The organism is Flavobacterium sp. GT3R68 (assembly GCF_007109225.1).
In the GTDB taxonomy this organism is placed as follows: domain Bacteria; phylum Bacteroidota; class Bacteroidia; order Flavobacteriales; family Flavobacteriaceae; genus Flavobacterium.
On record NZ_VJZK01000003.1, the window covers coordinates 262,121 to 288,100 of the forward strand.

A 25,980-nucleotide genomic window follows, 5' to 3' on the forward strand; every position below is an offset into this window, starting at 1 on the left:
AATTTGTGCAAAAGTATAAAAAAATACTGCACATTCGCTTACTATTAACATTGCAATTAGCCGGTATTTTTATTTAACTATGCATTAACAGTATAATTCGAATGGTCTGGATATTTTTGTAGATATGTTTAATAAAATGAATGTCCCCAAAGCATTAACATTTTTATTGTTTTCATCGACCGTAATTTCAATGTTAAGTTCTTGTAACCAAGTATTTAAAGATGATAATTATTCCGCATATTTCGGAGGTGAAGTAACAAATCCTACTAATCCTTATGTATTTTTCTGCAAGGACGGCGAGGTCATAGATACTATCGCCCTAAAAAAAGACAACACTTTCTTTATCAAATTTGACTCTCTTTCCCCTGGTTTATATACTTTCCGACATGAACCGGAATACCAATATGTTTATTTTGACAAAAACGACAGTATTATGGTTCATATCAATTCGAAAGATTTTGATGAATCAATTGTTTTCTGTGGAAAAGGCGACGAGAAAAACAATTTCCTGATGGAAATGTATTTGAAAAATGAAGCGGACAGGGAAAAGATGTTTGACGTTTTTGACTATGATGTTCCTAAATTCAAAGCAAATGTAGATTCCACCTACAAAGCAGATAAAAAATTCTATACCTTCCACAAGGAAGAGATTAAATGGAGTAAAGATTTTGATTTGTATGCCAAAGCCGTCTTAGACTTTAATTACTATTCCAAAAAGGAATTATATCCGATGTATCATAAGTTCCGCACTGGAGAAGATATAACGGCCAAACTTCCGAAGAACTACTATAGCTTCCGAAAAGATATTGATTTTAACAGCGAAAAACTATCAGGATTTTCTCCATTCGTCATGTATCTTTCCCATATGTTAAATAATGTGGGAGACATCAAATACCACAACCATTATACTGATGTGGATCTGTCATTAAAAATGAACATTAATAAGCTTAATATTACTGATACACTGATTAAAAACGAGAAATTGAAAAATGTAATTCTTAACAAAATTGCTTTTACCTATTTACTCGAGGATCAGAACATGATCAATAATAAAAAGTTTCTGGACACGTATCACAAATATTCGACTGATAAGAGCAGTAAAAACGAAATTTTAAAGATTGGGAATGCCATTCAGTTATTGAAAACAGGCAATGCAATACCTGAAGTAAACCTGATGGATCCGGCCGGTAAGATGGTCAGTTCTGCTTCTTTATTAAAAGATAAAACCGTATTGTTTTTTTGGACTGAAAATGCCTCTTCTCATTTTGCAGCTGCTCATAAGAAAGTTTTGGAATTCAAATCAAAACATCCGGACTACCAATTCATAGCCGTAAATCTTGATGAAAATCAGGAAAAATGGACAAATATTCTTTCTAAATTTAACTTCAACGGAATAAGGGAGTACCGATGTGCCAACTTCGAAGATTTAAGAAGTAAATGGGCCATTACGAAAGTGCACCGCACCATTGTACTGAACAAAAACGGACAAATTAAAAATGCCTTTACCAATTTATTTGATGTTAGCTTTGAAGACAATTTAAAATAAGAGTTCAGATAAAGACATAAAAAAAAGCGGTTCCAAATTGGAACCGCTTTTTTTATGTGGTATTATAATTACTTATTTCCTTTTTCAAAATCAGCTATAAATTGTGCCAAACCAATGTCTGTTAAAGGATGTTTCAACAATCCTAGGATGGCAGAAAGAGGTCCTGTGATTACATCAGCCCCAATTTTTGCGCAATTTACGATATGCATCGTATGACGTACCGAAGCCGCAAGGATTTCTGTTTCATAACCGTAGTTATCATATATTTCACGGATTTCTTCAACAAGAGCCAAACCATCAGTCGAAATATCGTCCAATCGTCCGATAAATGGAGAAACATAAGTTGCTCCTGCTTTGGCAGCCAATAAAGCCTGTCCTGCAGAAAATACTAGCGTCAGGTTGGTTTTTACTTCTTTATCAGAAAAATATTTACACGCCATAATACCTTCTTTGGTCATTGGCAATTTCACTACAATTTGTGGGTGCAGATCAACTAATTCTTCGCCTTCACGAATCATGCCGTCATAATCAACTGCGTTTACTTCCGCACTTACATCACCGTGTACAATATTGCAAATATCAACGTAATGTTTAAGGATGTTGTTCTTTCCTGTAATCCCTTCTTTGGCCATCAATGATGGATTTGTCGTTACTCCGTCAAGAACACCAAGAGCCTGAGCTGCTTTGATTTCGTTTAAATTTGCTGTATCAATAAAAAATTTCATAGTATATATATTATTTGGATGTTATCAAAATTTAAATCTGGCACTAAGTGAAAAATCAAAACGATATAGAGACTCTTTCTCATCTTCATCAAATTTCATTGTCGCAGAATAATTATCGCCTTCAACTTTTACCTGGTTTAAAACACCTCCTGTAAAAGAAACGGATGGACCTATAGCTATATTTTCAGTAATACCAAAATGATATCCAACAGAAGTTGAAATTCCGAGATTACCTCCTTTAATTGTATAATTGTCCAGTATTACAGCCTTGTCGACGTAACCAATATACCCTAATGCGATTTCAAAACTTACATTATCCAAAGCAAAAAATCCTTTTCCATATAGAATTCCTGAAGCTCCAATAAAAGTGATAGTAATATCATCAGAGGCCGTCCCATTGCCAGTCTCCCCATTCGGGGCAGTTAGGTCTTGGTTAGAAAGACTACCAGAAGATTTATAAACATTATATTTCAAGCCGAACCCCGACTGTTCGTCTTTTAAATAATAGGTGCTGATGTCGTAGCTAAATCCCGATTTTAAATCCTTTATATAATTTGATTGCTCAGAGGTTAGTCCTTTCGGAGTTTCGCCCATCCTTATTGATGGCCCCGAAGTTATATTTACCATAAACTTTGGTCGTTTATTTAATCTTGATCGTTTATATAAAGTATCAGATGCTGCATCTGGATAGCCGGCAATACTATTTTCCTCAGTATTAAAATATTGAATCTCCTGTGCATAAAGTAAATATCCCATAAAAAAAGCAACAATTGAGGCCGATAATTTCATATATTATTATTTTTTGCAAAACTACAACTTATAATGGTTCATCAACATTTTTTCATAGACTTTGTCAGGCAGGATTCGCTTCAGTACAATTGAAAATTTCTGCATAAACGCGCCTATTTTATAATGTCCGTTTGGGTTTTTAGTCTGGATAATTTTATAAATCGCCTTTGCCATTTCATTAGGATTACTGCCACTGTCCACATGTTCGTCCATCATTTGGAGTGTCTGTCCGTATGGAAGTTCATAAGCGGAACCTTGGATTAACGGTACGTGAAAACGTCCTGAGGCAATATTGGTAGCAAAATCTCCCGGGGCAACATTGGTAATATGTATTCCAAAAGATTTTACTTCCATTCGCAACGCTTCGGTAATCAGTTCCAAAGCACCTTTTGAAGCCGAATAAATACTTCGGTACGGCAATCCCATATAACCGGCAATAGAAGTGATATTAATAATCAAACCTGATTCTTGGGAACGCATTTGAGGCAGAACCGTTTTCATTACTTCGATTGGACCAAAGAAATTGGTTTCAAAATTGTTTTTGATTTCCTGAGTCGGAATTTCTTCCAACGGGCCTGTAATTCCAACGCCAGCATTATTTATCACAACATCCAGTCTTCCTGAAATGGAAATCACTTTTGCCACGGCCAACTGAATTGAGTCTACATTTCGGACATCCAGAGCAATCAATGGAAAAACAGAATTCAGAATATCTTCTGGATTACGGCTGGTCCCATACACTACAAAACCTTTATGGTGCAGAAATTCGCCAATGGACTTTCCTATTCCTGATGATCCTCCAGTGATCAGTACAACTTTACTCATTTTTAGCTAAATTGGATTGTTCCTGCGAAAGTAAGCAACAAATTACGTTTAAAAAAATCCTGGTATTGTTCTTTAGCCCCGATGGAAGGGAAAATCCTCCCGGTCCCGACCGAAGGAGGTATCCGGGAGATTGGAATGATAGCGGGAATTGCATTTCTTAAAAGCACCGGCATTTCTGCTCCTAATAAATAGATTATAAAATTTGAATATCCAATCCGGGCTTTTCAGACAAGAGGATTTTTCCATTAAAAACTGAGCTCCCGGAAGCGATATCGTTCGAAATTAAATTAGCGCCATCTAGGTCGACAAAGTCTACTAATGGCGTCAGCATGCATCCGGCAGAAATCCCTACGGTAGATTCAGTCATGCAGCCGATCATGGTTTTTAATCCCAATGACTTCGCATTTTTAATCAGTTGAAGAGCAGGTGTCAGTCCGCCGCATTTGACCAATTTGATATTGATGCTTTGATAGTGAGGTTGCAGTAGTTGTAAATCAATATTTTCCTGGAAATCTTCGTCAGCCATCCAATTGGGATAGGCATCGTAATGCAAGGAAATATAGTTTTCGGCTCCCGGTTTCATCGGTTGCTCGATGTAAGTAAACATTTTAGAATCCTCAAAATTTTCCAGCCATTGGCATTGTTCCGGAGTATAACTTCCGTTGGCATCCAGGGCAATATCCTTTCCTGTTTTCAATAAAGTCTGAATATGTTTATCATCAAAATGATTGCATTTTACTTTGAATTTACTCCAGGATAATTTTTCAATTTTTTCCAGTTGGGTTTCAATTGGTGCCACACTAATCGTTATCGAAGATTCGGGTAATTCATTTACCTCGATTGAATTTAAGCTTAAAAAGCTCTGGTTTTCCAGCTTTCCGAACAAATCCCAGAAAGCACAGTCCAACGCCGACCGCAGAAAGCTAGGAAGTTTTAATTTTAAAAGAAAATTATAAAAATCGTTTGGATGGATTATTTGGTGCTTTTCGACAACAGCTTGAATGGATTGGAGTTTCTTTGTGTAATCGGCTAGATTAATTTGGTAGTAATCAATGGCAGTGCATTCTCCATAACCGGAGTTCCCATTTTTAGTCAGTGATACTAATAAAGCTTCCCTGTGGGTGTAATTTCCATAAGCTATCGCAAAAGTTTCCTTTAGGGCAAAACGAACTATTTGCCAAGATAGAACCATAAATATATTGAAATTGAGAAGTGAGAAATAATCTGAAATAAAGGTAAAAAAAAATCTGAAACAAGTTCAGATTAAAAAAAATGGCAAGCGACCTACATCGCACCGCTCAACCGCATACCCTTGCTATGTTCCCATCCTGGGGGAGTCTGCAGGAGCTAGTCGTGTAGGACTTGCCGTTGCAAATATACAAACTTTTTGTATTTTCGCAACAGTAAAAAAACATAATCATTTGTATTGTATATTGCATCATCTTTAAAATTATATATGAAAAATTATAACATACTATCAATCATTTTATTAGGCTCAATCCTTATCAGTTGTAACGGATCAAAAAATACTGCAGAAAAATATTTTAGCTTCGATGATTCCCAATTTAAAGCCACATACCACAATGAAGATGTGCTTTCATTGGGTCTTTTAAATGCTCAGAATAAAAAAATTGACAGCATTATCTATTATGTAAATGACAAGAATATTGGTTCCAAAAAAAGCAGCGATAAAATAAACTTTGATTTAAAAGATCAGAAACTAGGGTACCAAAACCTGAAAGCATTGGTTTATTTTGAAGGTGAAAATCAGGAAATTACATCGAGAGTGGAATTGGTTTCCAGTATTCAGCCAAAACCACTTACGTACACAATCATAAACACCTACCCGCATGATATTAAGGCATATACACAAGGTTTGGAATTTTATCGCGATACTTTAATTGAAGGAACGGGTAATGGCTCTGGAAAAGGAACTGGAATTAAAGGAATTTCCAGTCTTCGGAAAACCGACTATAAAACAGGTAAAGTTTATAAAATTGTAGAATTGCCCGGAGAGATTTTTGGAGAAGGTGTTACAGTTTTGAATAATAAAATATTTCAATTGACATGGCAAAATAACGAAGCGTATATTTATAATGCCAATACTTTCAAGAAGGAAAAAACGGTACCCTATTTTAAAACAATTGAAGGCTGGGGATTAACCAATGATGGTACGAACCTACTAATGTCTGACGGTACCGAGAAAATCTGGTCTGTCAATCCGGATTCTTTCAAAGAAGTGGATTACATTAATGTCTACACTGCCAGCACTAAAATCAAGGCTGTAAACGAATTGGAATGGATCAATGGAAAAATCTACGCCAATGTCTATCAAAGAGACGCTATTGCGATTATTAACCCTAAAAATGGTGCTGTGGAAGCAGTAATCGATTTATTTAAATTAAAATCTAAAGTTACAAACCATCCGGATCTTGATGTTTTAAACGGAATTGCCTACAATCCAAAAACCCAAACGATTTTTGTTACCGGCAAAAACTGGGACAAGATGTTTGAGATTAAGGTGAATCAGTAATCTAAATATTGTAAAATAAAAAACCGGGCCTTACAGCCCGGTTTTTTTTATTTCTTTTTCTTTGGCATTGGATCTGCCACATATTTTTTGGTAGTGGCATTGTAAGTCATTTTACTTTCCTGCGTTTTATTTTTCAGAATAACATCACCTTCTTTGGTTAACGTGAATTCAAACCCTTCCCTGCGCATTCTTTCCTGTGTTTCGGAAGCATCGGTTTTACCTAAATACACTTTCTCAATAATTTTGGTTGTCGTCTGTTTGTTTGCTAATATTTGACTTTTCGCCTCCGGAGTGATTTCCCAGATTTCAGAAATAATACTAACTGCATCTTCAGTCTTCAAAGCCGTTTTTGTTGTGTTTTTTTCGGTCCACGTAATAAGATATAACGGCGTTCCTTTTGTCGTAAAAGGTGTGATTTTACATTCAGCCGGAGTAAATTTGGGATCCACTCCTTTTACAAAAATAGTGTCTTTTTTACCCTTATTAGTGGCAAACAGATAGAAGCTGGTTTTTGATAATTCGGCAGAAAGAGTATTCGCCTTGGCGATAACTGTGGTTGGGATTTTAGCAGCAGGTTTCTTTTTTTGGCTGTAGCCATTGGTGCAAAGTACCAGCAGGGCAAATAAGAAGATGACATTTTTCATAACAATTAGTTTTTTGGGTTAGCCAATATACAAAAAAATAGTAATAAAAAAACCGGGCTATTGCTAGCCCGGTTTTACAATATTTAAAAGAGAATTACTTCACTTCTTCGTAATCTACATCTTGAACGTTCTCTCCTTGAGCTTCACCTTGTGGCTTTGCATCTTGAGTTTGTCCTTGTTCTCCTTGTGCATACATTGCTTCTGTAGCAGTTTTCCATGCAGCATTGATATTATCCAAAGCTGTTTGGATTGCAGGAATATCTTGAGATTGGTGCGCCATTCTCAATTCAGTTAAAGCATATTCGATAGCTGTTTTATTGTCATCAGATAGTTTGCTACCTAATTCTTTCAATTGGCTTTCAGTCTGGAAGATCATTCCGTCTGCTTCGTTCAATTTTTCAACTCTTTCTCTGGCGATTTTATCTGCCCCAGCGTTAGCTTCAGCATCTTTTTTCATTCTTTCGATTTCTTCAGCTGTTAATCCAGAAGAAGCTTCGATACGAATATCGTGAGATTTACCTGTTCCTTTGTCAGTTGCAGAAACTTTGATGATACCATTGGCATCAATATCAAAAGTTACTTCAATTTGTGGAACTCCTCTTGGTGCTGGTGGAATACCATCTAAGTGGAAACGACCGATAGTTTTGTTATCAGTAGCCATGGCTCTGTCTCCTTGCAATACGTGGATTTCAACTGTTGGTTGAGAATCTGCTGCAGTAGAGAATACTTGAGATTTTTTTGTTGGGATAGTTGTGTTAGACTCAATTAATTTTGTCAAAACACCACCCATAGTTTCGATACCTAAAGATAAAGGTGTAACGTCAAGTAACAATACATCTTTTACATCTCCGGATAAAACTCCACCTTGAATTGCAGCTCCAATTGCTACAACTTCATCAGGGTTAACTCCTTTAGAAGCTTTTTTACCAAAGAATTTTTCTACTTCTTCAGCAATTCTTGGCATACGCGTAGAACCACCAACCAAAATCACTTCGTCAATATCAGAAACAGATAAACCTGCATCTTTCAAAGCTTTAGCAACCGGCTCCATAGAACGTTTGATTAAAGAATCAGCCAATTGCTCAAATTTAGCTCTTGTCAATTTTTTAACTAAGTGTTTTGGTCCTGAAGCCGTAGCCGTAACATATGGTAAATTGATTTCAGTTTCAGCCGAAGAAGACAATTCAATTTTTGCTTTCTCTGCCGCTTCTTTGATACGTTGCAATGACATTGGGTCCAAACGCAAATCAATTCCTTCCTCAGTTTTGAATTCATCTGCCAACCAGTCAATGATAGTTTGGTCAAAATCATCTCCACCTAAGTGAGTATCTCCGTTTGTAGACAATACTTCAAAAACTCCGTCTCCTAATTCAAGAACCGAGATATCGAAAGTACCACCACCTAAATCGTAAACCGCAATTTTTTGATCTACTCCTTTTTTATCCAAACCGTAAGCCAAAGCTGCAGCTGTAGGTTCGTTGATGATACGCATTACTTTAAGACCTGCAATTTCACCAGCTTCTTTTGTAGCCTGACGTTGTGCGTCATTAAAATAAGCAGGAACAGTAATAACTGCTTCTGTAACAGTCTGACCTAAATAGTCTTCTGCTGTTTTTTTCATTTTTTGAAGTGTCATTGCTGACAATTCCTGAGCTGTATATAAACGACCGTCAATATCAACACGAGGAGTATTGTTGTCTCCTTTTACTACTGTATAAGGTACTCTTTTTGCTTCTTCTGTAATTTCAGCAAAAGTGTGTCCCATAAAACGTTTAATAGAAGCTACAGTTTTTGTTGGATTGGTTACTGCTTGTCTTTTAGCAGGATCTCCAACTTTGATTTCACCGCCTTCTACAAAAGCAATTACAGATGGTGTTGTTCTTTTTCCTTCTGCATTAGGGATTACCACTGCTTCGTTCCCCTCCATTACAGAGACACAAGAGTTGGTTGTACCTAAATCAATTCCAATTATTTTACCCATTTTTATTATATTTAAATTTAATTTTCAATTTAACTCAAAGTCCATAAGTCAATCTTTGTGCCATTAGAAAAATCTTAGGAAATTGTCAGTTATGAAGCATTTTGACATAAAAAAATATGACAACATGACATTTTGGAGTTTGTCATTGCGAGGAATGAGACAATTTGAAGCTAATCCCGCTATTCTCTACAATCTTTTTGAGATTGCTTCATCCCTCGCAATGACACAAAAAGGATTTCCGCTGCAAACGAAGTTCACTGAACTCCTTTGAAAATAAAAACCAAGTGAAGTAATCGGGGCTACAAAAGGATTTATGATTACTCCAAATCAAATCGGAGTAGCCTCGGGTTTTAAGGAAATCAAACTCATTCGACGCTTTTTAACAATAAAAGATGCATTCGTTAAACTTCACAATTTTAAATTAACGACATTCATTTTATACATTCATTCCGCTATATTTGTACATTCGAAAATCTACTGGCTTTATGGAAGAATGTATTTCTGTTTTTGATATGCTTAAAATTGGTGTCGGCCCATCAAGCTCCCATACTCTCGGACCTTGGCGAGCTGCTGAACGTTTTTTGGCTGAATTACGGAGTGAAAACCTGCTTCCTAAAATCAACCGCGTAAAAGTAGATCTGTACGGCTCGCTTTCCCTCACGGGTAAAGGCCACGCCACTGATTTGGCGTTAATGCTGGGCTTAAGCGGACAGGATCCAGAATATATCCCGGTAGCAGATATCGCCGGAATCATTAAATTCATTGAAGATAAAAACGAAATCAATTTAGGGAACGAAATCCTAGTTCCGTTTTATTTTTTACAGGACATTGTCTTTAATAAAAATTTTCTTCCTTTCCATGCCAATGGATTGACTTTTACCGCATATACAACTGATGACTTAGAGTATTCGTCAACCTTCTACTCTATCGGTGGCGGATTTGTAATCAAGGAAGAACGCGATACCGCAAAAGTGAAAACGGATATCAAATGTGCTTTTCCTTTTCCAATAAACAAAGCAGCTGAGCTACTGGAATATTGCATTACGGAGAACAAAATGGTTTCTGAAATCGTATACGAAAATGAGAAATCCATGCGCTCTATTGAAGTGATTGATAACGAATTGATGCGCATCTGGAATACTATGTTGGAATGCATGTACATTGGTTGCCATTCGGAAGGGATTCTTCCCGGAGGACTGAACGTACGCCGCAGGGCATTTGACATGCATCAAAATCTAATTGGTTTGTCCAATTATGACAGTCCGCAAAGCTGGTTGCAGCAAATCCGACTGACAGAAGTAAAATTTCGCCAAATCCTCCAATGGGTAAGCTGTTTTGCTTTGGCAGTAAATGAAGTAAATGCTTCTCTAGGTCGTGTCGTTACTGCACCTACGAACGGAAGTGCCGGAGTGATTCCATCCGTTTTAATGTATTATTTGGTGATTGAAAACCATAAGGCAGGCGATAAAGAAATCAAACAATTCCTGATGGTTGCGGGCGAAATTGGCAGCATTTTCAAAAAAGGTTCCACTATTTCCGCAGCAATGGGCGGATGTCAGGCGGAAATTGGGGTATCCTCCTCTATGGCAGCGGCAGCTTTATGTGAATTAATGGGCGGAACTCCGGAACAGGTTTTAATGGCAGCCGAGATTGCAATGGAGCACCACTTGGGAATGACCTGCGACCCAATAGGCGGACTGGTACAGATTCCATGTATTGAACGAAATACGATGGGAGCCATCAAAGCCATAAATGCAGCCGAACTGGCCTTAGCAACGGATCCTAAAAATGCAAAAGTTCCTTTAGACAAAGTTGTGGACACGATGTGGCAGACTGCCAAAGACATGAACAACAAGTACAAAGAGACTTCTGAAGGTGGATTGGCAATTGCAGTAAACCTGGCTGATTGCTAAATTTTATTTTCTTCTGGTGTCTATAATAGATACAATCTTCCAGCTATCTTTTTCTTTAAAAAGCGTAAAAGCATTGACGCCTTTATGGCTTAATTTACCATTGACATAAAATTCATACTGTGTCCAGGCATGTGCCATGCTCCCATCAATCTGAATGTTATAACTTAATAATTTTTCCTGAAAAATAACATTGACAGGAATAGTGGCAATCGAATTGTAGAATTCTCCTGTGGTTTCATCCGTCAGTTTATTTCCTTTAGGACCTTCCGATATCGATTGTAAAATCATTTTATCCATACAGACAGCATGCAATTTTACTGTGTCTTTCGCATGAAAGGCTTCGAAAAAAGTGTCGACCGTTTTTTGGACTTCCTGTTTTTGGGCTTGAGTAGTAGCTGCTGTCAACAGTAAAATAGTTAATAAAAAATTTTTCATAATTTCAGTTTTAAATAATTGGTCTGTTTGGTATTATATGTGTTACATTTTTAATCAGAAATATACAATTAAAACGTGATTATTTAACATTCAAACCATTGGTTAATAATTTTCTAAAAAACAAACAATCCATTAACTTACGGTAGAATTTTACTACTTTTACATCTTCAAATACACAACATTATGTCAGTCGCTAAAAAAGATTACAAAAGAATAACTACCAAGTCACTAATTGATATGAAGTCCAATGGCGAAAAAATATCGATGTTAACGTCATACGATTACACCATGGCAAAGATTGTAGATGCTGCCGGTATTGATGTGATTCTGGTTGGAGATTCTGCTTCCAATGTAATGGCGGGACATGAAACCACGCTGCCAATTACGTTAGACCAAATGATTTATCATGCTTCAGGTGTTGTACGAGCCATTACAAGAGCATTGGTCGTAGTGGATTTGCCTTTTGGAAGTTATCAGTCTGATCCAAAAGAAGCGTTGCGTTCGTCCATCAGAATTATGAAAGAAAGCGGCGGTCACGCGGTAAAACTCGAAGGCGGAAAAGAAATTAAAGATTCCATTAAAAAAATATTAAACGCGGGAATACCTGTTATGGGACATTTGGGCTTAACCCCACAATCCATTTATAAATTCGGAACTTATACCGTTCGTGCCAAGGAAGAGGAAGAAGCTGAAAAACTTTTGGAAGATGCCAAAATGCTGGAAAAAATTGGCTGTTTTGCACTAGTACTTGAAAAAATTCCGGCTCATCTGGCAACCAAAGTGGCGCAAAGCATTTCCATTCCTGTAATTGGTATCGGTGCCGGCAGTGGTGTTGACGGACAGGTTTTGGTTCTTCACGACATGCTTGGAATGACCCATGAATTCAGTCCCCGTTTTTTAAGAAGATACATGAATCTTTATGAAGACATGACAAAGGCTATTGGGCAATATGTGTCGGATGTAAAAGCCTTAGATTTTCCGAACGAAAACGAACAATATTAATTATTTGATTGTTAGATTTTTTGATTGTTAGAAGAAAATATATGCATCGATTTAAGGATTTAGAAATTTGGAAAAAAAGCAGGATTTTCTGTTCTGATATATATTTGATAACATCCTATTTTCCAAATGACGAAAAGTTTGGGTTAACAAATCAATTAAGAAGGGCATCAATATCAATTCCATCAAATATTGCAGAAGGTTCATCACGAAATCCAAATAAAGAGTTTTCCAGATTTTTAGAAATTGCTATAGGTTCAGCTTACGAAATTGAAACACAACTTTTAGTAGCCTCAGATTTGCAATTTATCACTCAAATAAATTTAGAAATAATGTCAATTAAACTGGAAGAAATTATTAAAATGACTTCTAAATTTCGCTCCGTTACAATAAATTATTTGATTTCTTAAAATCTAATAATCAAAAATCCAATAATCTGTTTTGAAAATACTTTCCACTAAAGATAATCTGCAAATCCTTCACGAGGACAATCATATTCTGGTAGTCAATAAACGTGTAGGCGATATTGTACAGGGTGATAAAACGGGCGATAAACCACTAAGTGAGGTTGTCAAAGAATACATTAAAGACAAATACAATAAGCCCGGAGAAGTTTTTTTGGGAGTGGTACATCGGCTGGACAGGCCTACCACTGGTATTGTCGTTTTTGCCAAAACTTCTAAAGCATTAACCCGTCTCAACGATTTATTCAAAAACAGGGAAACACAAAAAACCTATTGGGCAATCGTTAAAAATAAACCTTCGCAAGCGGAAGCTGAATTGGTTCATTACCTCAAAAGAAACGAGAAAAATAATACTTCCAAAGCCCATATAAAGGAAGTTCCCGACAGTAAAATAGCGAGTTTGGATTATAAAATAATAGCTACGCTTCAAAATTATTATGCTCTCGAAATCAATCTGCATACCGGAAGGCACCATCAGATCAGGGCGCAGTTATCAGCTATCGGCTGCCCCATTAAAGGCGATTTAAAATATGGTTTTGACAGAAGCAATCCTGATGGGGGCATTCACTTGCATGCGCGAAAATTGGTTTTTATCCATCCCGTTTCCAAAGAAAATATAGAAATTATTGCACCAACACCAAATGACACAATTTGGAATGCCATATAAAGTTTAAATTAGTTAACTTTACGATTGGCATATTTTATACGTTCAAATTATAACAACAAATTAAAATCTATCTATGAGAAACTTACTGATTCTATCGTGTTCCTTGTTATTTTTAAATGTTTCCGCACAAGATCACTTTTCAGGTATTAATATGTCCAGAAGAGTTGGAATCCTGAATGCGGGTATCAATCCGGCAGAACTTGCGAATATAGATTCAAAATATGAAATCAATGTTTTTGCAGTAAGCATGAATGCGGCTAATAATAAAGTAGGCTTTAGTGATATAATACACTCTGATAATATAGAGGATCTGATTTTTTCAGGAGATGAACCCGTTAATATGCGTGTGGATGCAGAACTTTATGGTCCCGGATTCGCGATGAAATGGAAGGAATGGGCATTTGGTTTAACTACAAAGGCTTATGCCAAGTTAAACCTGGTGGATATTGATTCAAAACTGGGGGAAGCCATCAATACGGGTGCATTAGGATCGGTACTGGGCGGTTCTACCACGATAAGCAACAATGAGAATCAGCGTATGAATGGTACCACTTGGGGGGAGGTTGGACTGACAGCATCCAGAAACCTGTTTGAAAACGAAAAGCACAAGTTCAATGCGGGTGTCACTTTTAAATTATTATTTCCGGGTTCGTATGCCAATTTCGGTGCCGACAAGTTTCAAGGCACAATATCTTCTTTCGCAGGCCAGGCATATTTGAATGATACCAATGCTAACCTGAACATCGCCTATTCCGGTAATTTGGCTGACAGTTTCACAAACTTTGATGATTATTCGCAGTCGTTTTTTGGAAAATTAAATGGCGTGGCGGGAGATATCGGCTTTAATTACAGATGGAAAGACATTGATAATTACAAAGTAAATGCGGGAATGTCCATTAGAAATATTGGAAGTATGACTTTTAAAGACAGTAATAATTCGTCTTCCAATTATCTATTAGAAATCCCTGCCGGCGATCAGGGAATCAATTTGAACCAATTTCAGGATGTGGATAATTTACAACAGGTAGAACAGGTTCTTCAGGACAGTGGTTATCTCACATCAACTAAATCAAATAAAGATTTCAAGGTAAAATTGCCTACTGTATTTTCGTTATATGCCGATGTAAAAGTGGTTTCCAGATTTTTCGTGTCCGTTTACACGCAGCAAAAATTAGGCGATGACAATAAAGACGATCAGGTTACCACACAAAACACATTCTCTGTTACACCCCGTTTTTCCTTAAAAAACTATGACATTTATTCATCTTGGGCAAGCAATGAAATTTCTGGTGTTACCGGTGGGTTTGGATTCAGAGCTTATGGTTTCTATTTGGGATCCAGTTCTATCCTGACGGCCTTGACCAGCGATACCAAACAGGCGGATGCTTACATTGGATACCGGGTTGGATTAAAATAAATTTTGACTTAACTCCAAAAGTGAAGATTAGTATGAATTACAAATCGGACATAACATTTAGAAAAGAATCCTTAAAAAAATTGCTGTTTCATATTCTCAAAAATGAAGAAGCAATTATAAAGGCTCTCTATGATGATTTCAAAAAACCGGCATTTGAAACCGTTTTGACAGAAACTCATTTTGTTATTTCTGATTTAAAAAATACCATAAAAAAAATCAAGTCCTGGTCGAAGCCAAAAAAAGTATTCCCATCTATTGTTAATTTTCCGTCAAAGGATTATATCTACAGTGAGCCTTACGGAAAAGTCTTAATCATAGCTCCATGGAATTATCCTTTTCAACTGGCGCTTTGTCCTTTGATTGCAGCTGTTGCAGCTGGTAATCAGGTTGTTTTGAAACCTTCCGAACTGACTCCAAATACATCAAAAATTATCGCAAAAATTATTTGGGACACTTTTGATGCCAATCACGTTCTGGTTAGTGAAGGCGGTCCCGATGTGGCTCAGCAATTATTAACCCAGCGTTGGGATTATATTTTCTTTACCGGAAGTGTGAACGTGGGTAAAATGGTAGCGAAAGCTGCCGCGGAACATCTGACTCCATTAACATTGGAACTTGGTGGGAAAAATCCATGCATTGTAGATGAAACTGCCAATTTGAAATTAGCCGCCAAGAGAATTGTCTGGGGGAAATTTCTCAATGCAGGACAAACCTGCATTGCACCCGATTATATTTTGGTGCAAAATAGGATGAAGACCCCCTTTATCAATTTTCTGAAACAGGAAATAACCGCAGCTTATGGGGAGAACCCGGAGACCTCGCCTGATTACCCAAGGATAATTAATCATAAGAACTGGCAGCGGCTCGTCGATATGCTCAAAGGACAATCCATAGCTATTGGAGGACAATATAGCAAAGAGACTTTATACCTCGCCCCTACGCTGGTTGAAAATCCGGATATTGAAAGTTTAGTGATGGTGGATGAGATTTTCGGTCCTATTTTACCAATACTCACTTATGAAACGGATATTGATTTACAGCATGTCATATCCAAATACGAAAAACCCCTGGCATTTTACGTTTTTACAGAAAATAAGAGTTTAGCAGAAAAGATCATAGCCGATTATTCATTTGGCGGTGGTTGTGTGAACGACACGATGATTCAGTTTTCGAATAAGAGACTGCCATTTGGAGGCGTTGGAAATTCAGGAATGGGTGCCTATCATGGAAAATTAAGTTTTGATATTTTCTCCCATAAAAAAGCAATAATCAAAAAATCCAACTTCCTTGACATTCCAATTCGGTATGCTCCCTATGGCACCAAATTAAAGACCTTACGCCAAATCCTTAAATGGCTGTAGCGATTGAATAAATATTCTAAATATTACTGACAAACCACCAATGCTATTTGTTAATTTATTAAATTTATAGTAATATTCGCTTAAACTGTTTAATTATCAAATCACATTGTTTTATTTGAATCGAGCCCAATAACCAAATAATTTGTTATTCAATGTTGTTACGAAACAAATTGGTGTTTTTGTTATTCTTTTTTTCATTCATAGCAACAGGTCAGGTCTATGATTTCCAATCCATTAACCAGGAAAACGGATTGCCTTCGTCTGTCATAAATTGTATTGCACAAGACAGTCGGAACTTAATTTGGATTGGGACGGATGGGGCTGGGTTAGTACGCTATGATGGGAGTAATTTTGAAACCTACGACGACAGCAGGGGTTTCAAAGGCATTTTTGTGACTGATATTATTGAAAATGCAGATAAAAAACTGCTGATTACCACCAAATATAATGGATTGTATTTATTTGATGGGGCTTCTTTCCGTCAGGATATAAATTCCAGCAATCGGTACTTCACATCCAATACCCACTACAAACTTTTAAAATCTGCAAGAGGAGTTTACTGCATCAGCAAAAACGAAATTGTTTTCATCAATGATAATGGTACTTCGGAAAAAATTGCCGATAATAACCGGGCATACGATGTTGTAACAAGTGTGGCTTTGGACAGTAATTCAAATTTGATTATTGCTGCCAATAATGGATTGTTTCATGTTGAAGACAAAATGGTCAAGCGTATTCATGCCGATAGATTTCCGGCTTATGTGTGCCTGACTACCAATTCCAAAGGAGAAATCCTGCTGGGAAATAGTGCGGGCATGGTCTACAAATTAAAACAAGGGCGGCCATTTTTTCTTAAGGAAATTAAACTTCCCGATGGCCAAAAGTTTTCTATAAAACAAATATTTGTTGGTAAAAGCGGCAGTATCTGGCTGGGAAGCGATAATGATGGTATTTGTCAATACAGTGGTGACTACACTTCATTTTTAAACGCTGAAAATGGTTTCATTGGCGAAAACATTTCCTGTTTCTTTCAGGATAAAGCGAAGGACCTTTATATTGGAACTTCCGGAAAGGGATTGTATAAAACGGGTCGGCAGCAATTTTTTAATTATGGCAATACGCCAGGACTGAAATCCCCTTATATATTTTCTATTTACTCTGACAAAGACCGTCTGTACATCGGAATGCTTCGTCAGGGTCTGTACCAATTTGAGGAAAATGAGGATGGCGGATACATTCTAAAGAAAACCTATCTCAATAATCGGGGCGCCCGGGTTATAATTAAAAATAATGAAGGAGATATTGTCTTTGACAGTCCAACCGGTCTTACAGTTCTTAAAAATAGTCAAGCTGTGAATTATGATTTACGACCCTTGTATTCCAGTAAAGGAGCAATTGTTGCGTTGATCCAGGATAAGAAAAACAGATATTTTATAGGAACTCAAAACAATGGTCTGTTAGTTTATGATAAAAATTTTAAATTCCAGAAAAATATACTGAAAATCAGTAATGAAATTGGCGCTGCAACTGTAAACTCTATTGATGAAATCAATGATCATCAATGGTATATTGGGACTATAAATGGGTTATTTATCCTTACTGAAACTGCTCCTAATGAATTTTCTTTTTCAAAAAAAATCATCGCTGATGCCATTTCAATTTCTGCAAAAGATAGTTTCGGAAACTGGTGGTTTGCTGGATATGAAAATATTTATGTGCTTACCAAAAATAATAAAATCCTCAAATATGGCAAGAAGAATGGCTTGACCTCCATGTTAGTCTATACACTCATTAGCGATAAAAATGGCAACCTGTTGATAGGAACCAATTTAGGGATTGATAAAGTTAAGATTAACAAAAATGGTGAGATTACCGCGATTAAAAATTTCAACTCAAAAAACGGCTTTAAGGGGTTAGAAACGAATATGCGAGCACAATTTATTGATGATGACGGCGATATTTTTTTTGGTACGGCTAGGGGATTATTCCAATATCTTCCAAGCTACGGACAAAAAGTCGAACAGCATCCGAAGATTGCTATTAATAATATCAAAATTTTCAACCAGGACAAAAAATGGAAAACCGCCAAATCTGAAAATAAATGGTTCAACATTCCCAATGATAATCATGTTTTCAGCAATGACGAAAATCAACTGACATTTGAATATACGATGATTAACAGTCCGCTCAGCGGCAATGCGCTCTACTCTTACAAATTGGATGGAGTTGATGAAAAATGGTCCAGTCCTACAACTCAGAAAGACATTACTTATTCAAACCTGAATCATGGCAAGTACAAATTTAAAGTAAAACTGGTCGATAATCTGGGACATGATATTAATGACGAGAGTGAGTATTGTTTTATAATAGCCACCCCCATTTATTTCAGATGGTGGTTTATCGTTACGGTTTTAGCATTTCTTACCGTATTCTTTTTAATAATATTCAATAGAGCATCACATTATAATAAGGAATTTGTAAAAAATTATTCGGATATCCAAAGTATCACGGAGCAATATCGCCTGTACCTACTGTTTTTAGGAATTATCATCCCAATTCTGGAAATCATAGTGGAATTGTTTAAAATTCGCAGTAAGAGTGAGTTATACATCAATTTAAGTTTCGGGCTCGCCCTGATTCTTCTTTATTTCTTAAGTGAAAAAATCCGATTTTTCAAAAAACACCTGCCCGCCATATTTATATCTGTCTTTTTGATATATACGATTTACATCATGCACAAACTGCTGACTCAGCCGTTTGAAATTATCATGCTGTTGGAATTTTTGATTATGTTCTTTTTCTCCTATAATGTATTCCGTGTAGTTCGATATTACTGGGCCTTTGCAGGATTCATAATCTCCTTTTTGATATATATGTTCGTGTACAATATCATTCCGGTTCATTATACCATCCTTTTATTTAATGCCTGTATCATCACCGCGATTATAAATCATGCCAGACATATTGCAATACTCAATACAAAGGACAAATATTTATTTGCCAATAATATAGTAAACAAGGGAAGTTCATTAATTATTGCTACAAACAGCAAAGGTGAACTGACTTTCTGCAGTGAAACCGTTACCAATATTTTAGGCTATAAACCCGAAGAAGTGATGGGTTTACGTTTCTGGAAATTAACCGAAGACGAAGAACTGATTGATAAAGAATACCATCATAATTTTATGGATAATAAAGTATATATCCGAAAATTAAAATGTAAAAACGGCAATTACAAATACATTCAGTGGATTGACCAAAAGTATACTGACAATTTATTTGTGCGTAATGGACAAGATGTAACAGAACAAATCCATATTCAGAAATTATACGAAAATCTGGTAGAATCTGCCACGGATATCATCTATGAAATTGATAAATATGGTAATTATATTTTCATTAATCAGAATACTGAAAAAATTACAGGCTATACCCTCGATGAAATTTATAAAAGCCGTTTCATTCAATTTATCAGGGAAGATTATTTGGAAAAGGTCACCGAGTTCTATGCCAAACCAACCTATGAAATGGATGATTTTCCCATAATGGAATTTCCAATCATCAAAAAAAACGGGGAAGAAATCTGGATTTCGCAAAAAGTCTCCATCAATCGAAATGAAAATCGAAGGATAACCGGATATTCAGTGATTGCCAGAGATATTACATTCATGAAAAATATTGAGCACAAGGAATATAACAGACAGCAAAAAATTGCCAAATACAATTCCGTCATCAATAAACTCAACACCATCAATTATTTAAATAGTGAAAATCTGCATCAAAGTATCCAGGTCATTACCAAAAGTGCCGCAAAGGGAGCCGGCATAGACAGAGTGAGCTTTTGGAAATATTATCCTGAACGGATTGTTTGTTATAATTTATATGAATTGGCAATCGATCAGCATTCAAACAACATTATTTTAGATCGAAAAGATTTTCCCATCTATTTTGAAGCAATTGAAAAAGAAAGTCAAATCATAGTTCCTGATGTTTATACCTGCCACGAAACCATTGAGTTTTGTGAATCGTATATGCCGCAACACGATATTAAATCCCTACTGGACTCCCCTATTTTTGTCAACGGGAGATTAAAAGGGGTCATTTGTTTTGAGCAAACTAAAGAAATATATAATTGGGATGAAACCGATATCAATTTCGCCAAATCAATTACTGAGATTATTGCTCTTGCTATAGAGGCACGAAAAAGAAAAGAAGCCGAAGAGCGTCTTGCCTATAAAAATGAAATCCTTTCTGTTATTAATGAAAACACCGAAAGAATCCTTATTAGTAAAAACACGGCCGAAATTTTTGAAAAAACGCTCCATTCCATCGGTAAAGTAATTCAGGTGGACAAAATATCATTCTTTGAAAATGATGCCAAAGCGGAAACTGTAAACCAGAAATACAGATGGCTGAAAGAATCGTTATCGCTTGTACAACCTAATAGCAACCTGCAAAATATCCCGCACAGTTACATCCAGGATGTGCTGTTAAAATTATTGAAGAAGAAACCCTTTAAAAAAATCATCGAGAAAATCGAGAGCGAAATTATTCGAAACATTCTGACTGGACTCGGTGTTAAATCCATATTAGCATTACCAATTTTTGTTAAAAACAATTTTTATGGCTTTATCGTTTTTGACGATTCTACTCGCGACCGAATCTGGTCTGAAGATGAAATAACTATTTTGCAATCGTTGATTAACAATATAGCTTTAGCCATAGAAAGAAATATAAATGAGTCGATTATCAATGAAAGTGAGGAGAAATTTAAATTATTGGTAAATAACATTCCTGGTGCGGTGTATCTTTCAGAGTATGATGAATCATGGACCAAAATATATATCAACGATGAGATAGAATCCTTAACAGGTTATTCAAAAGAGGATTTCTTAGATAAAAAAATCAATTACTCGGACTTAATCCATCCTGATGATCTTGCCACAGTAATTTCTGAATCAAAACAGAGCTTGTTGGAAGGCGAGCCTTTTCATATATCATACCGTATTATAAAAAAATCTGGCGAAATGGTATGGATTGAAGAATTTGGAGGTGCCATATTAAAAGATAATGAAATAGCATATATCGAAGGAATACTGGTTGACATCACAGAGAAAAAAGAAGCAGAATCTGCCATAAAAGCGCGTGAGTATGCTGAAGCGGCCAATAGGGCAAAATCTGAATTTCTTGCCAATATGAGCCACGAAATCAGAACTCCCTTAAACGGAATCATCGGATTTACCGATTTACTGATGAAAACGACACTGGATAGTAACCAGATTCAGTATATGACCACCGTCAATCAGTCTGCGAACACGTTAATGGAAATCATTAATGACATCCTGGATTTTTCTAAAATTGAATCCGGAAAATTAGAATTGGAAGTTAAAAGAAATAATATTGCCCAAATTTGCAATCAGGTCATTGATATAATCAAATATGAGGCTCATCAGAAAAATATCCAGATGAAACTTACAATCGATCCTGATATCGATACGTACATCTGGACCGATTCCTTCCGCTTAAAACAGATTCTGATAAATCTTCTGGCAAATGCAATTAAATTCACAACTGTTGGGGAAATAGAATTAAAAATCGAACTCATTTCGAAATTAAAAAACAATCAAAGTAAACTCCGTTTTTCAGTACGCGATACCGGTATTGGAATTAAACCCGAAAGCCAATCCAAGATTTTTGATGCATTTTCACAGGAAGACAATTCCACTACCAGGATATTTGGAGGAACAGGTCTTGGCTTGACCATTTCTAATAAAATATTAGCGTTGATGCATAGCAAGCTCCAACTTGAGAGCCAATTAAAAGTGGGCAGTACTTTTTATTTTGAGGTGCAGTTTAAAACTGAAAATGGCGAAATCGCTATCGAAAACAAAGAAGTTATTTTATTTCCGGATAGCATTAACTTTAGCACAAACGAGCCTGTTATTTTAATCGTTGAAGACAACAAAATCAATTTGCTTCTGGCAAAAACAATCATCAAAAAAAATATACCAAATGCAATTATTCATGAATCCTACAATGGCACAGAAGCGGTAGAGTTCTGCGAGAACATTAATCCCACCCTGATTTTGATGGATGTTCAAATGCCTATGATGAACGGATATGAAGCAACACAGGAAATACGTAAAATTGATGCGTGCAAAGAAACTCCTATTATCGCACTAACTGCGGGCACAATAGTAGGAGAAAAAGAAAAATGCCTCGAAGCTGGTATGAATGATTACATCACAAAACCTATAGTTCAGGAAACGTTAATAACAACGATTCACAAATGGCTTAATCATTAAAATACGTTAACCAATAATCATTAACCTTTAAAAATCAAAATTATGAGATGGCTAGGACGAAGAGAAAGTAGTAATATGGAGGACCGCAGAACTTCTTCTGGCGGTAAAATAGCGCTTGGCGGTGGTGCCATCGGAATAATTGTTTTGTTACTCAATATATTTATGGGCGGCGATTCATCGCAAATCCTGGACCAGCTTCAGCAAGGTGGCCAAACCGAATCTACAGGAGCTCCACTAAGTGCACAAGATGAAGAAATGGGAAAATTTGTAAGTGTCATTCAGGCTGATACTGAAGAAGTATGGTCTAAAATTTTTCAGGAAAATGGCATGACCTATCAGGAACCAAAGTTAGTTTTATTCCGTAGTTCCATTGAAACGGGTTGCGGGGGAGCTTCATCTGCTTCCGGACCTTTTTATTGTCCCGAAGACCAAAAAGTGTATATGGATTTGGCATTTTTCGATGAATTGAAAAGCCGTTTCGGAGCAGAAGGAGGCGATTTTGCCATTGCTTATGTCATTGCACACGAAATCGGACACCATGTCCAAACCTTATTAGGCACTTCCGCGAAAGTTCGGGAAATGCAGCAAAATGTAGGCGGAACACAAGCCAATAAATTATCGGTAGCTTTGGAATTGCAAGCTGATTTTTACGCCGGACTTTGGACACATTACAACGAAAAGAAAAATGCAATGCTCGAGGAAGGTGATATTGAGGAAGCGCTCAGTGCTGCAAATGCGGTCGGAGATGATGCAATTCAATCCAGAACACAGGGCCAGGTGGTTCCCGATTCTTTCACTCACGGAACTTCTGAACAGAGAAAATACTGGTTTTCCCGTGGCTTCAAATCCGGTGATATCAAATTAGGTGATACTTTTAACGAACTTTAGAACCAACGACGTCTTTTGAAATAATAAATCATCGCAATCACGATAAATAACATGATGCTTAAAACCACATAATAGCCGTTTTCACTACGCAATTCGGGCATATTGTCAAAGTTCATCCCATAGACTCCAACGATAAATGTCAACGGAATGAATATCGCCGACACTATGGTGAGCGTTTTCATGATTTCGTTCATCTTGTGATTTTGGGAAGAAAAAAAGAAACTGGAAGCGCTTTCGAGAGTTTCCATATCATCTTCAATTTGATCCAATAATTCCAGACTTTTCTGATACAATCGGACAAAAAAACTAAAATTCTCAGATTCAATCGACATAAAGACATTATCGTCCTTGATGCTTTTTATGGAATACAAAGAATCACGTAAAGGCACAATAGACCGTTTCAGAAAATTAAAAGTATCGCGATGTTTTTCGATTTGTTCCAAAACTGACGGATTAGTGCTCTTTTTTGAAAGACTGATAAGCTCCTCAACTTTGTCTTCCTCAGCTTCAATGGTGATGTAAAAATTTTCCATTACCGCATCAAGCAATAAAAATAATAAATAATCAGCCTTTTTTGTTCGGACAATACCGGAATGTGTGCGGATTCTTTCGCGTATATGGGCAAAAAACTCACTTCTTTTTTCCTGGAAGGATACTAAAATTCCGTCTTTGATTAAAAAGCTTATTTGCTCTACCGAAATATTATCTGAATTTTCGGCTGGAAGTATTGATTTTATATTAAAAAATAAAATATCATGAAGTTCTTCTATTTTTGTTCGTCTGGTGGTATTTAAAATATCCGCTAATATGAAATTATCCGACCCTAAAAAAGAACCGATCGACTTTATGACCGCTATATCATTTAAACCATGGACATTTAGCCAATTTACTTTATTTAGATCAATAGATCCGCGTAGATTATCTACCCCGAAATGTTCAAACTCAGTTAAATCCTCATCGTCATAGACAAACAACTGCAATTCGGTACTTTTATTCTTATGAATACCAGTATATTCAAGTGCTGCTGGTTGAACTTTTCGTCCTTTTTTATATTTTATTTTTCTCACAAAAATCTAATTTTGTCTAAATTTAAGAATTATTCTTTTTTTCAAACTATTTTTACACAAAATCATTACATGAAATGAGCATAAAAGATTTTTAAAGTAAAACTAATGGTGGTATGCGAATTCCATATTCCTTTAAAAAACAAATATTATCTACGTATGAAAATTTTAATCTCCAATATTAAAGAATTGCTTCAAATTCGGGATACTTCCGTTTCCAAAGTGTCAGGAAAAGAAATGGCCGAATTGCCTTCGATAAAAAATGCTTATTTACTGATTGAAGATAATTCAATTGCTGATTTTGGAACTATGCAAAATTGTCCTGAAATCAGTCCGGATAAAATCATTGATGCTACAGGGAAAATAGTGCTTCCCACATGGTGCGACAGTCATACGCACATCGTTTATGCGGGGAATCGCGAACAAGAATTTGTAGATCGTATCAATGGCCTTTCGTATGAAGAAATTGCTAATCGTGGGGGTGGAATTTTGAATTCTGCTAAAAAATTGAATGAAAGTTCGGAAGAAGCAATTTACAATCAATCCAAAACACGATTGGAGGAAGTAATGAAACTGGGAACTGGTGCAATTGAAATTAAATCCGGTTATGGACTTTCTGTTGAAGGAGAACTGAAAATGCTTCGGGTAATTAAAAAACTGAAAGCCAACTATCCTGTTGCTATCAAGGCTACTTTTCTCGGCGCTCATGCATTCCCAACCGAATATAAAGACAATCATAAGGCCTATATTGATTTAATAGTCAATGAAATGCTTCCTCAAATAGCGGAAGAACATTTGGCAGAATATATCGATGCTTTTTGTGAAAAAGGTTATTTTTCTGTTGAAGAAACGGAGCGCATCATGCAGGCAGGTACTTCTTTTGGATTAATACCTAAAATCCATGTCAACCAATTCAATGCGATTGGTGGAATTGCCGCAGCAGTAAAATACCAAGCGCTTTCGGTAGATCATCTGGAGGTAATGAATTCCGAAGACTTTGAAGTGCTGAAAAACACCAATACAATGCCGGTAGCGTTACCATCGTGTTCTTATTTTTTGAGTATTCCCTATACTCCTGCCCGAGAGATGATTTCCGCGGGACTGCCTCTTGCATTAGCAACTGATTATAACCCCGGCTCCACTCCATCAGGAAATATGAATTTTGTGGTTGCAACTGCTTGTATCAAAATGAAAATGACCCCGGAAGAAGCCATTAACGCCGCTACAATCAATGGTGCCTATGCGATGGGACTTTCAGAATCACATGGAAGTATTACTCGAGGTAAAAGAGCCAATTTAATTATAACAAAACCAGTTAGCTCTTTTTATCAATTGCCCTATGCGTTTGGAAGCAACTTAATTCATTCGGTAATTATTGAAGGAGAAGTAATTCTGTAAAGCTTAATGATATTAAATAAAAAAGG

Annotated in this window: 20 protein-coding genes and 1 other RNA gene; 12 read left to right on the forward strand and 9 right to left on the reverse strand. The window is 36.4% G+C overall.

Features of this window, described 5'->3' with window-relative positions:
* The first annotated feature begins 136 nt into the window (after window positions 1-136).
* Window positions 137-1,546: a thioredoxin-like domain-containing protein gene (locus tag FNW07_RS07615; protein WP_126742895.1), complete on the forward strand. Its 1,410-nt coding sequence runs from the start codon at window positions 137-139 to the stop codon at window positions 1,544-1,546.
* A 68-nt stretch (window positions 1,547-1,614) separates the two neighbouring features.
* Here the strand turns inward: FNW07_RS07615 and fsa are convergent, their stop codons facing one another.
* The 5 genes from fsa to ffs all read right to left on the reverse strand — a co-directional run bounded on the left by fsa (window position 1,615) and on the right by ffs (window position 5,253).
* Complete coding sequence (gene fsa / locus FNW07_RS07620) at window positions 1,615-2,271, reverse strand: fructose-6-phosphate aldolase (protein ID WP_126742896.1); 657 nt, start codon at window positions 2,269-2,271, stop codon at window positions 1,615-1,617.
* A gap of 24 nt (window positions 2,272-2,295) precedes the next feature.
* Entirely contained in the window at window positions 2,296-3,060 is a 765-nt protein-coding gene (locus FNW07_RS07625; RefSeq protein ID WP_126742897.1) for a hypothetical protein, read from the reverse strand.
* Window positions 3,061-3,081: 21 nt separating this feature from the next.
* The gene (locus FNW07_RS07630) at window positions 3,082-3,885 is read right to left on the reverse strand and encodes an SDR family oxidoreductase (RefSeq protein ID WP_126742898.1); all 804 of its coding nucleotides are present in this window, start codon (window positions 3,883-3,885) and stop codon (window positions 3,082-3,084) included.
* A gap of 193 nt (window positions 3,886-4,078) precedes the next feature.
* Complete coding sequence (locus FNW07_RS07635; RefSeq protein WP_126742899.1) at window positions 4,079-5,077, reverse strand: enolase C-terminal domain-like protein; 999 nt, start codon at window positions 5,075-5,077, stop codon at window positions 4,079-4,081.
* Window positions 5,078-5,155: 78 nt separating this feature from the next.
* Window positions 5,156-5,253, reverse strand: an RNA gene (gene ffs / locus FNW07_RS07640) — signal recognition particle sRNA small type.
* A gap of 88 nt (window positions 5,254-5,341) precedes the next feature.
* On the opposite strand from ffs, the gene FNW07_RS07645 reads away from it, so the two are divergent.
* Entirely contained in the window at window positions 5,342-6,418 is a 1,077-nt protein-coding gene (locus tag FNW07_RS07645; protein ID WP_126742900.1) for a glutaminyl-peptide cyclotransferase, read from the forward strand.
* A 47-nt stretch (window positions 6,419-6,465) separates the two neighbouring features.
* Here the strand turns inward: FNW07_RS07645 and FNW07_RS07650 are convergent, their stop codons facing one another.
* Window positions 6,466-7,062: a hypothetical protein gene (locus FNW07_RS07650; protein WP_126742901.1), complete on the reverse strand. Its 597-nt coding sequence runs from the start codon at window positions 7,060-7,062 to the stop codon at window positions 6,466-6,468.
* 94 nt (window positions 7,063-7,156) lie between these two features.
* A complete protein-coding gene (gene dnaK, locus FNW07_RS07655; protein WP_126742902.1) occupies window positions 7,157-9,043 on the reverse strand; it encodes a molecular chaperone DnaK in 1,887 nt (628 codons plus the stop codon).
* A 91-nt stretch (window positions 9,044-9,134) separates the two neighbouring features.
* On the opposite strand from dnaK, the gene FNW07_RS07660 reads away from it, so the two are divergent.
* Window positions 9,135-9,314, forward strand: coding sequence for a hypothetical protein (locus FNW07_RS07660; RefSeq protein ID WP_126742903.1), 180 nt, complete (start codon window positions 9,135-9,137; stop codon window positions 9,312-9,314).
* Between the two features lie 214 nt (window positions 9,315-9,528).
* A complete protein-coding gene (locus FNW07_RS07665) occupies window positions 9,529-10,956 on the forward strand; it encodes an L-serine ammonia-lyase (RefSeq protein WP_126742904.1) in 1,428 nt (475 codons plus the stop codon).
* 3 nt (window positions 10,957-10,959) lie between these two features.
* Here FNW07_RS07665 and FNW07_RS07670 read toward each other — a convergent pair whose 3' ends face one another.
* Window positions 10,960-11,391, reverse strand: coding sequence for a nuclear transport factor 2 family protein (locus FNW07_RS07670; protein ID WP_126742905.1), 432 nt, complete (start codon window positions 11,389-11,391; stop codon window positions 10,960-10,962).
* 183 nt (window positions 11,392-11,574) lie between these two features.
* Here FNW07_RS07670 and panB point away from each other — a divergent pair, with 183 nt between their 5' ends.
* The 7 genes from panB (at window position 11,575) to FNW07_RS07705 (ending at window position 23,492) form a co-directional block, all read left to right on the forward strand.
* A complete protein-coding gene (gene panB / locus FNW07_RS07675) occupies window positions 11,575-12,393 on the forward strand; it encodes a 3-methyl-2-oxobutanoate hydroxymethyltransferase (RefSeq protein WP_126742906.1) in 819 nt (272 codons plus the stop codon).
* Between the two features lie 41 nt (window positions 12,394-12,434).
* Window positions 12,435-12,800, forward strand: a complete 366-nt coding sequence (locus FNW07_RS07680) for a four helix bundle protein (protein ID WP_126742907.1) — start codon at window positions 12,435-12,437, stop codon at window positions 12,798-12,800.
* A gap of 31 nt (window positions 12,801-12,831) precedes the next feature.
* Complete coding sequence (locus tag FNW07_RS07685) at window positions 12,832-13,521, forward strand: RluA family pseudouridine synthase (RefSeq protein ID WP_126742908.1); 690 nt, start codon at window positions 12,832-12,834, stop codon at window positions 13,519-13,521.
* Window positions 13,522-13,594: 73 nt separating this feature from the next.
* Complete coding sequence (locus FNW07_RS07690) at window positions 13,595-14,938, forward strand: hypothetical protein (protein ID WP_126742909.1); 1,344 nt, start codon at window positions 13,595-13,597, stop codon at window positions 14,936-14,938.
* A gap of 32 nt (window positions 14,939-14,970) precedes the next feature.
* On the forward strand, window positions 14,971-16,299 hold the full coding sequence (locus FNW07_RS07695; protein WP_126742910.1) for an aldehyde dehydrogenase: 1,329 nt from the start codon (window positions 14,971-14,973) through the stop codon (window positions 16,297-16,299).
* 152 nt (window positions 16,300-16,451) lie between these two features.
* Window positions 16,452-22,604, forward strand: coding sequence for a PAS domain S-box protein (locus tag FNW07_RS07700; protein WP_126742911.1), 6,153 nt, complete (start codon window positions 16,452-16,454; stop codon window positions 22,602-22,604).
* A 42-nt stretch (window positions 22,605-22,646) separates the two neighbouring features.
* A complete protein-coding gene (locus FNW07_RS07705) occupies window positions 22,647-23,492 on the forward strand; it encodes a neutral zinc metallopeptidase (protein ID WP_126742912.1) in 846 nt (281 codons plus the stop codon).
* Here the strand turns inward: FNW07_RS07705 and corA are convergent.
* Entirely contained in the window at window positions 23,489-24,559 is a 1,071-nt protein-coding gene (gene corA / locus FNW07_RS07710) for a magnesium/cobalt transporter CorA (protein WP_126742913.1), read from the reverse strand. The genes FNW07_RS07705 and corA overlap by 4 nt on opposite strands.
* Window positions 24,560-24,715: 156 nt before the next feature.
* Here corA and hutI point away from each other — a divergent pair, with 156 nt between their 5' ends.
* Window positions 24,716-25,954 carry an imidazolonepropionase gene (gene hutI, locus FNW07_RS07715; protein ID WP_126742914.1) on the forward strand — a complete coding sequence of 413 codons (1,239 nt, stop codon included), beginning with the start codon at window positions 24,716-24,718 and terminating at the stop codon, window positions 25,952-25,954.
* The last annotated feature ends 26 nt before the right edge of the window (window positions 25,955-25,980 follow it).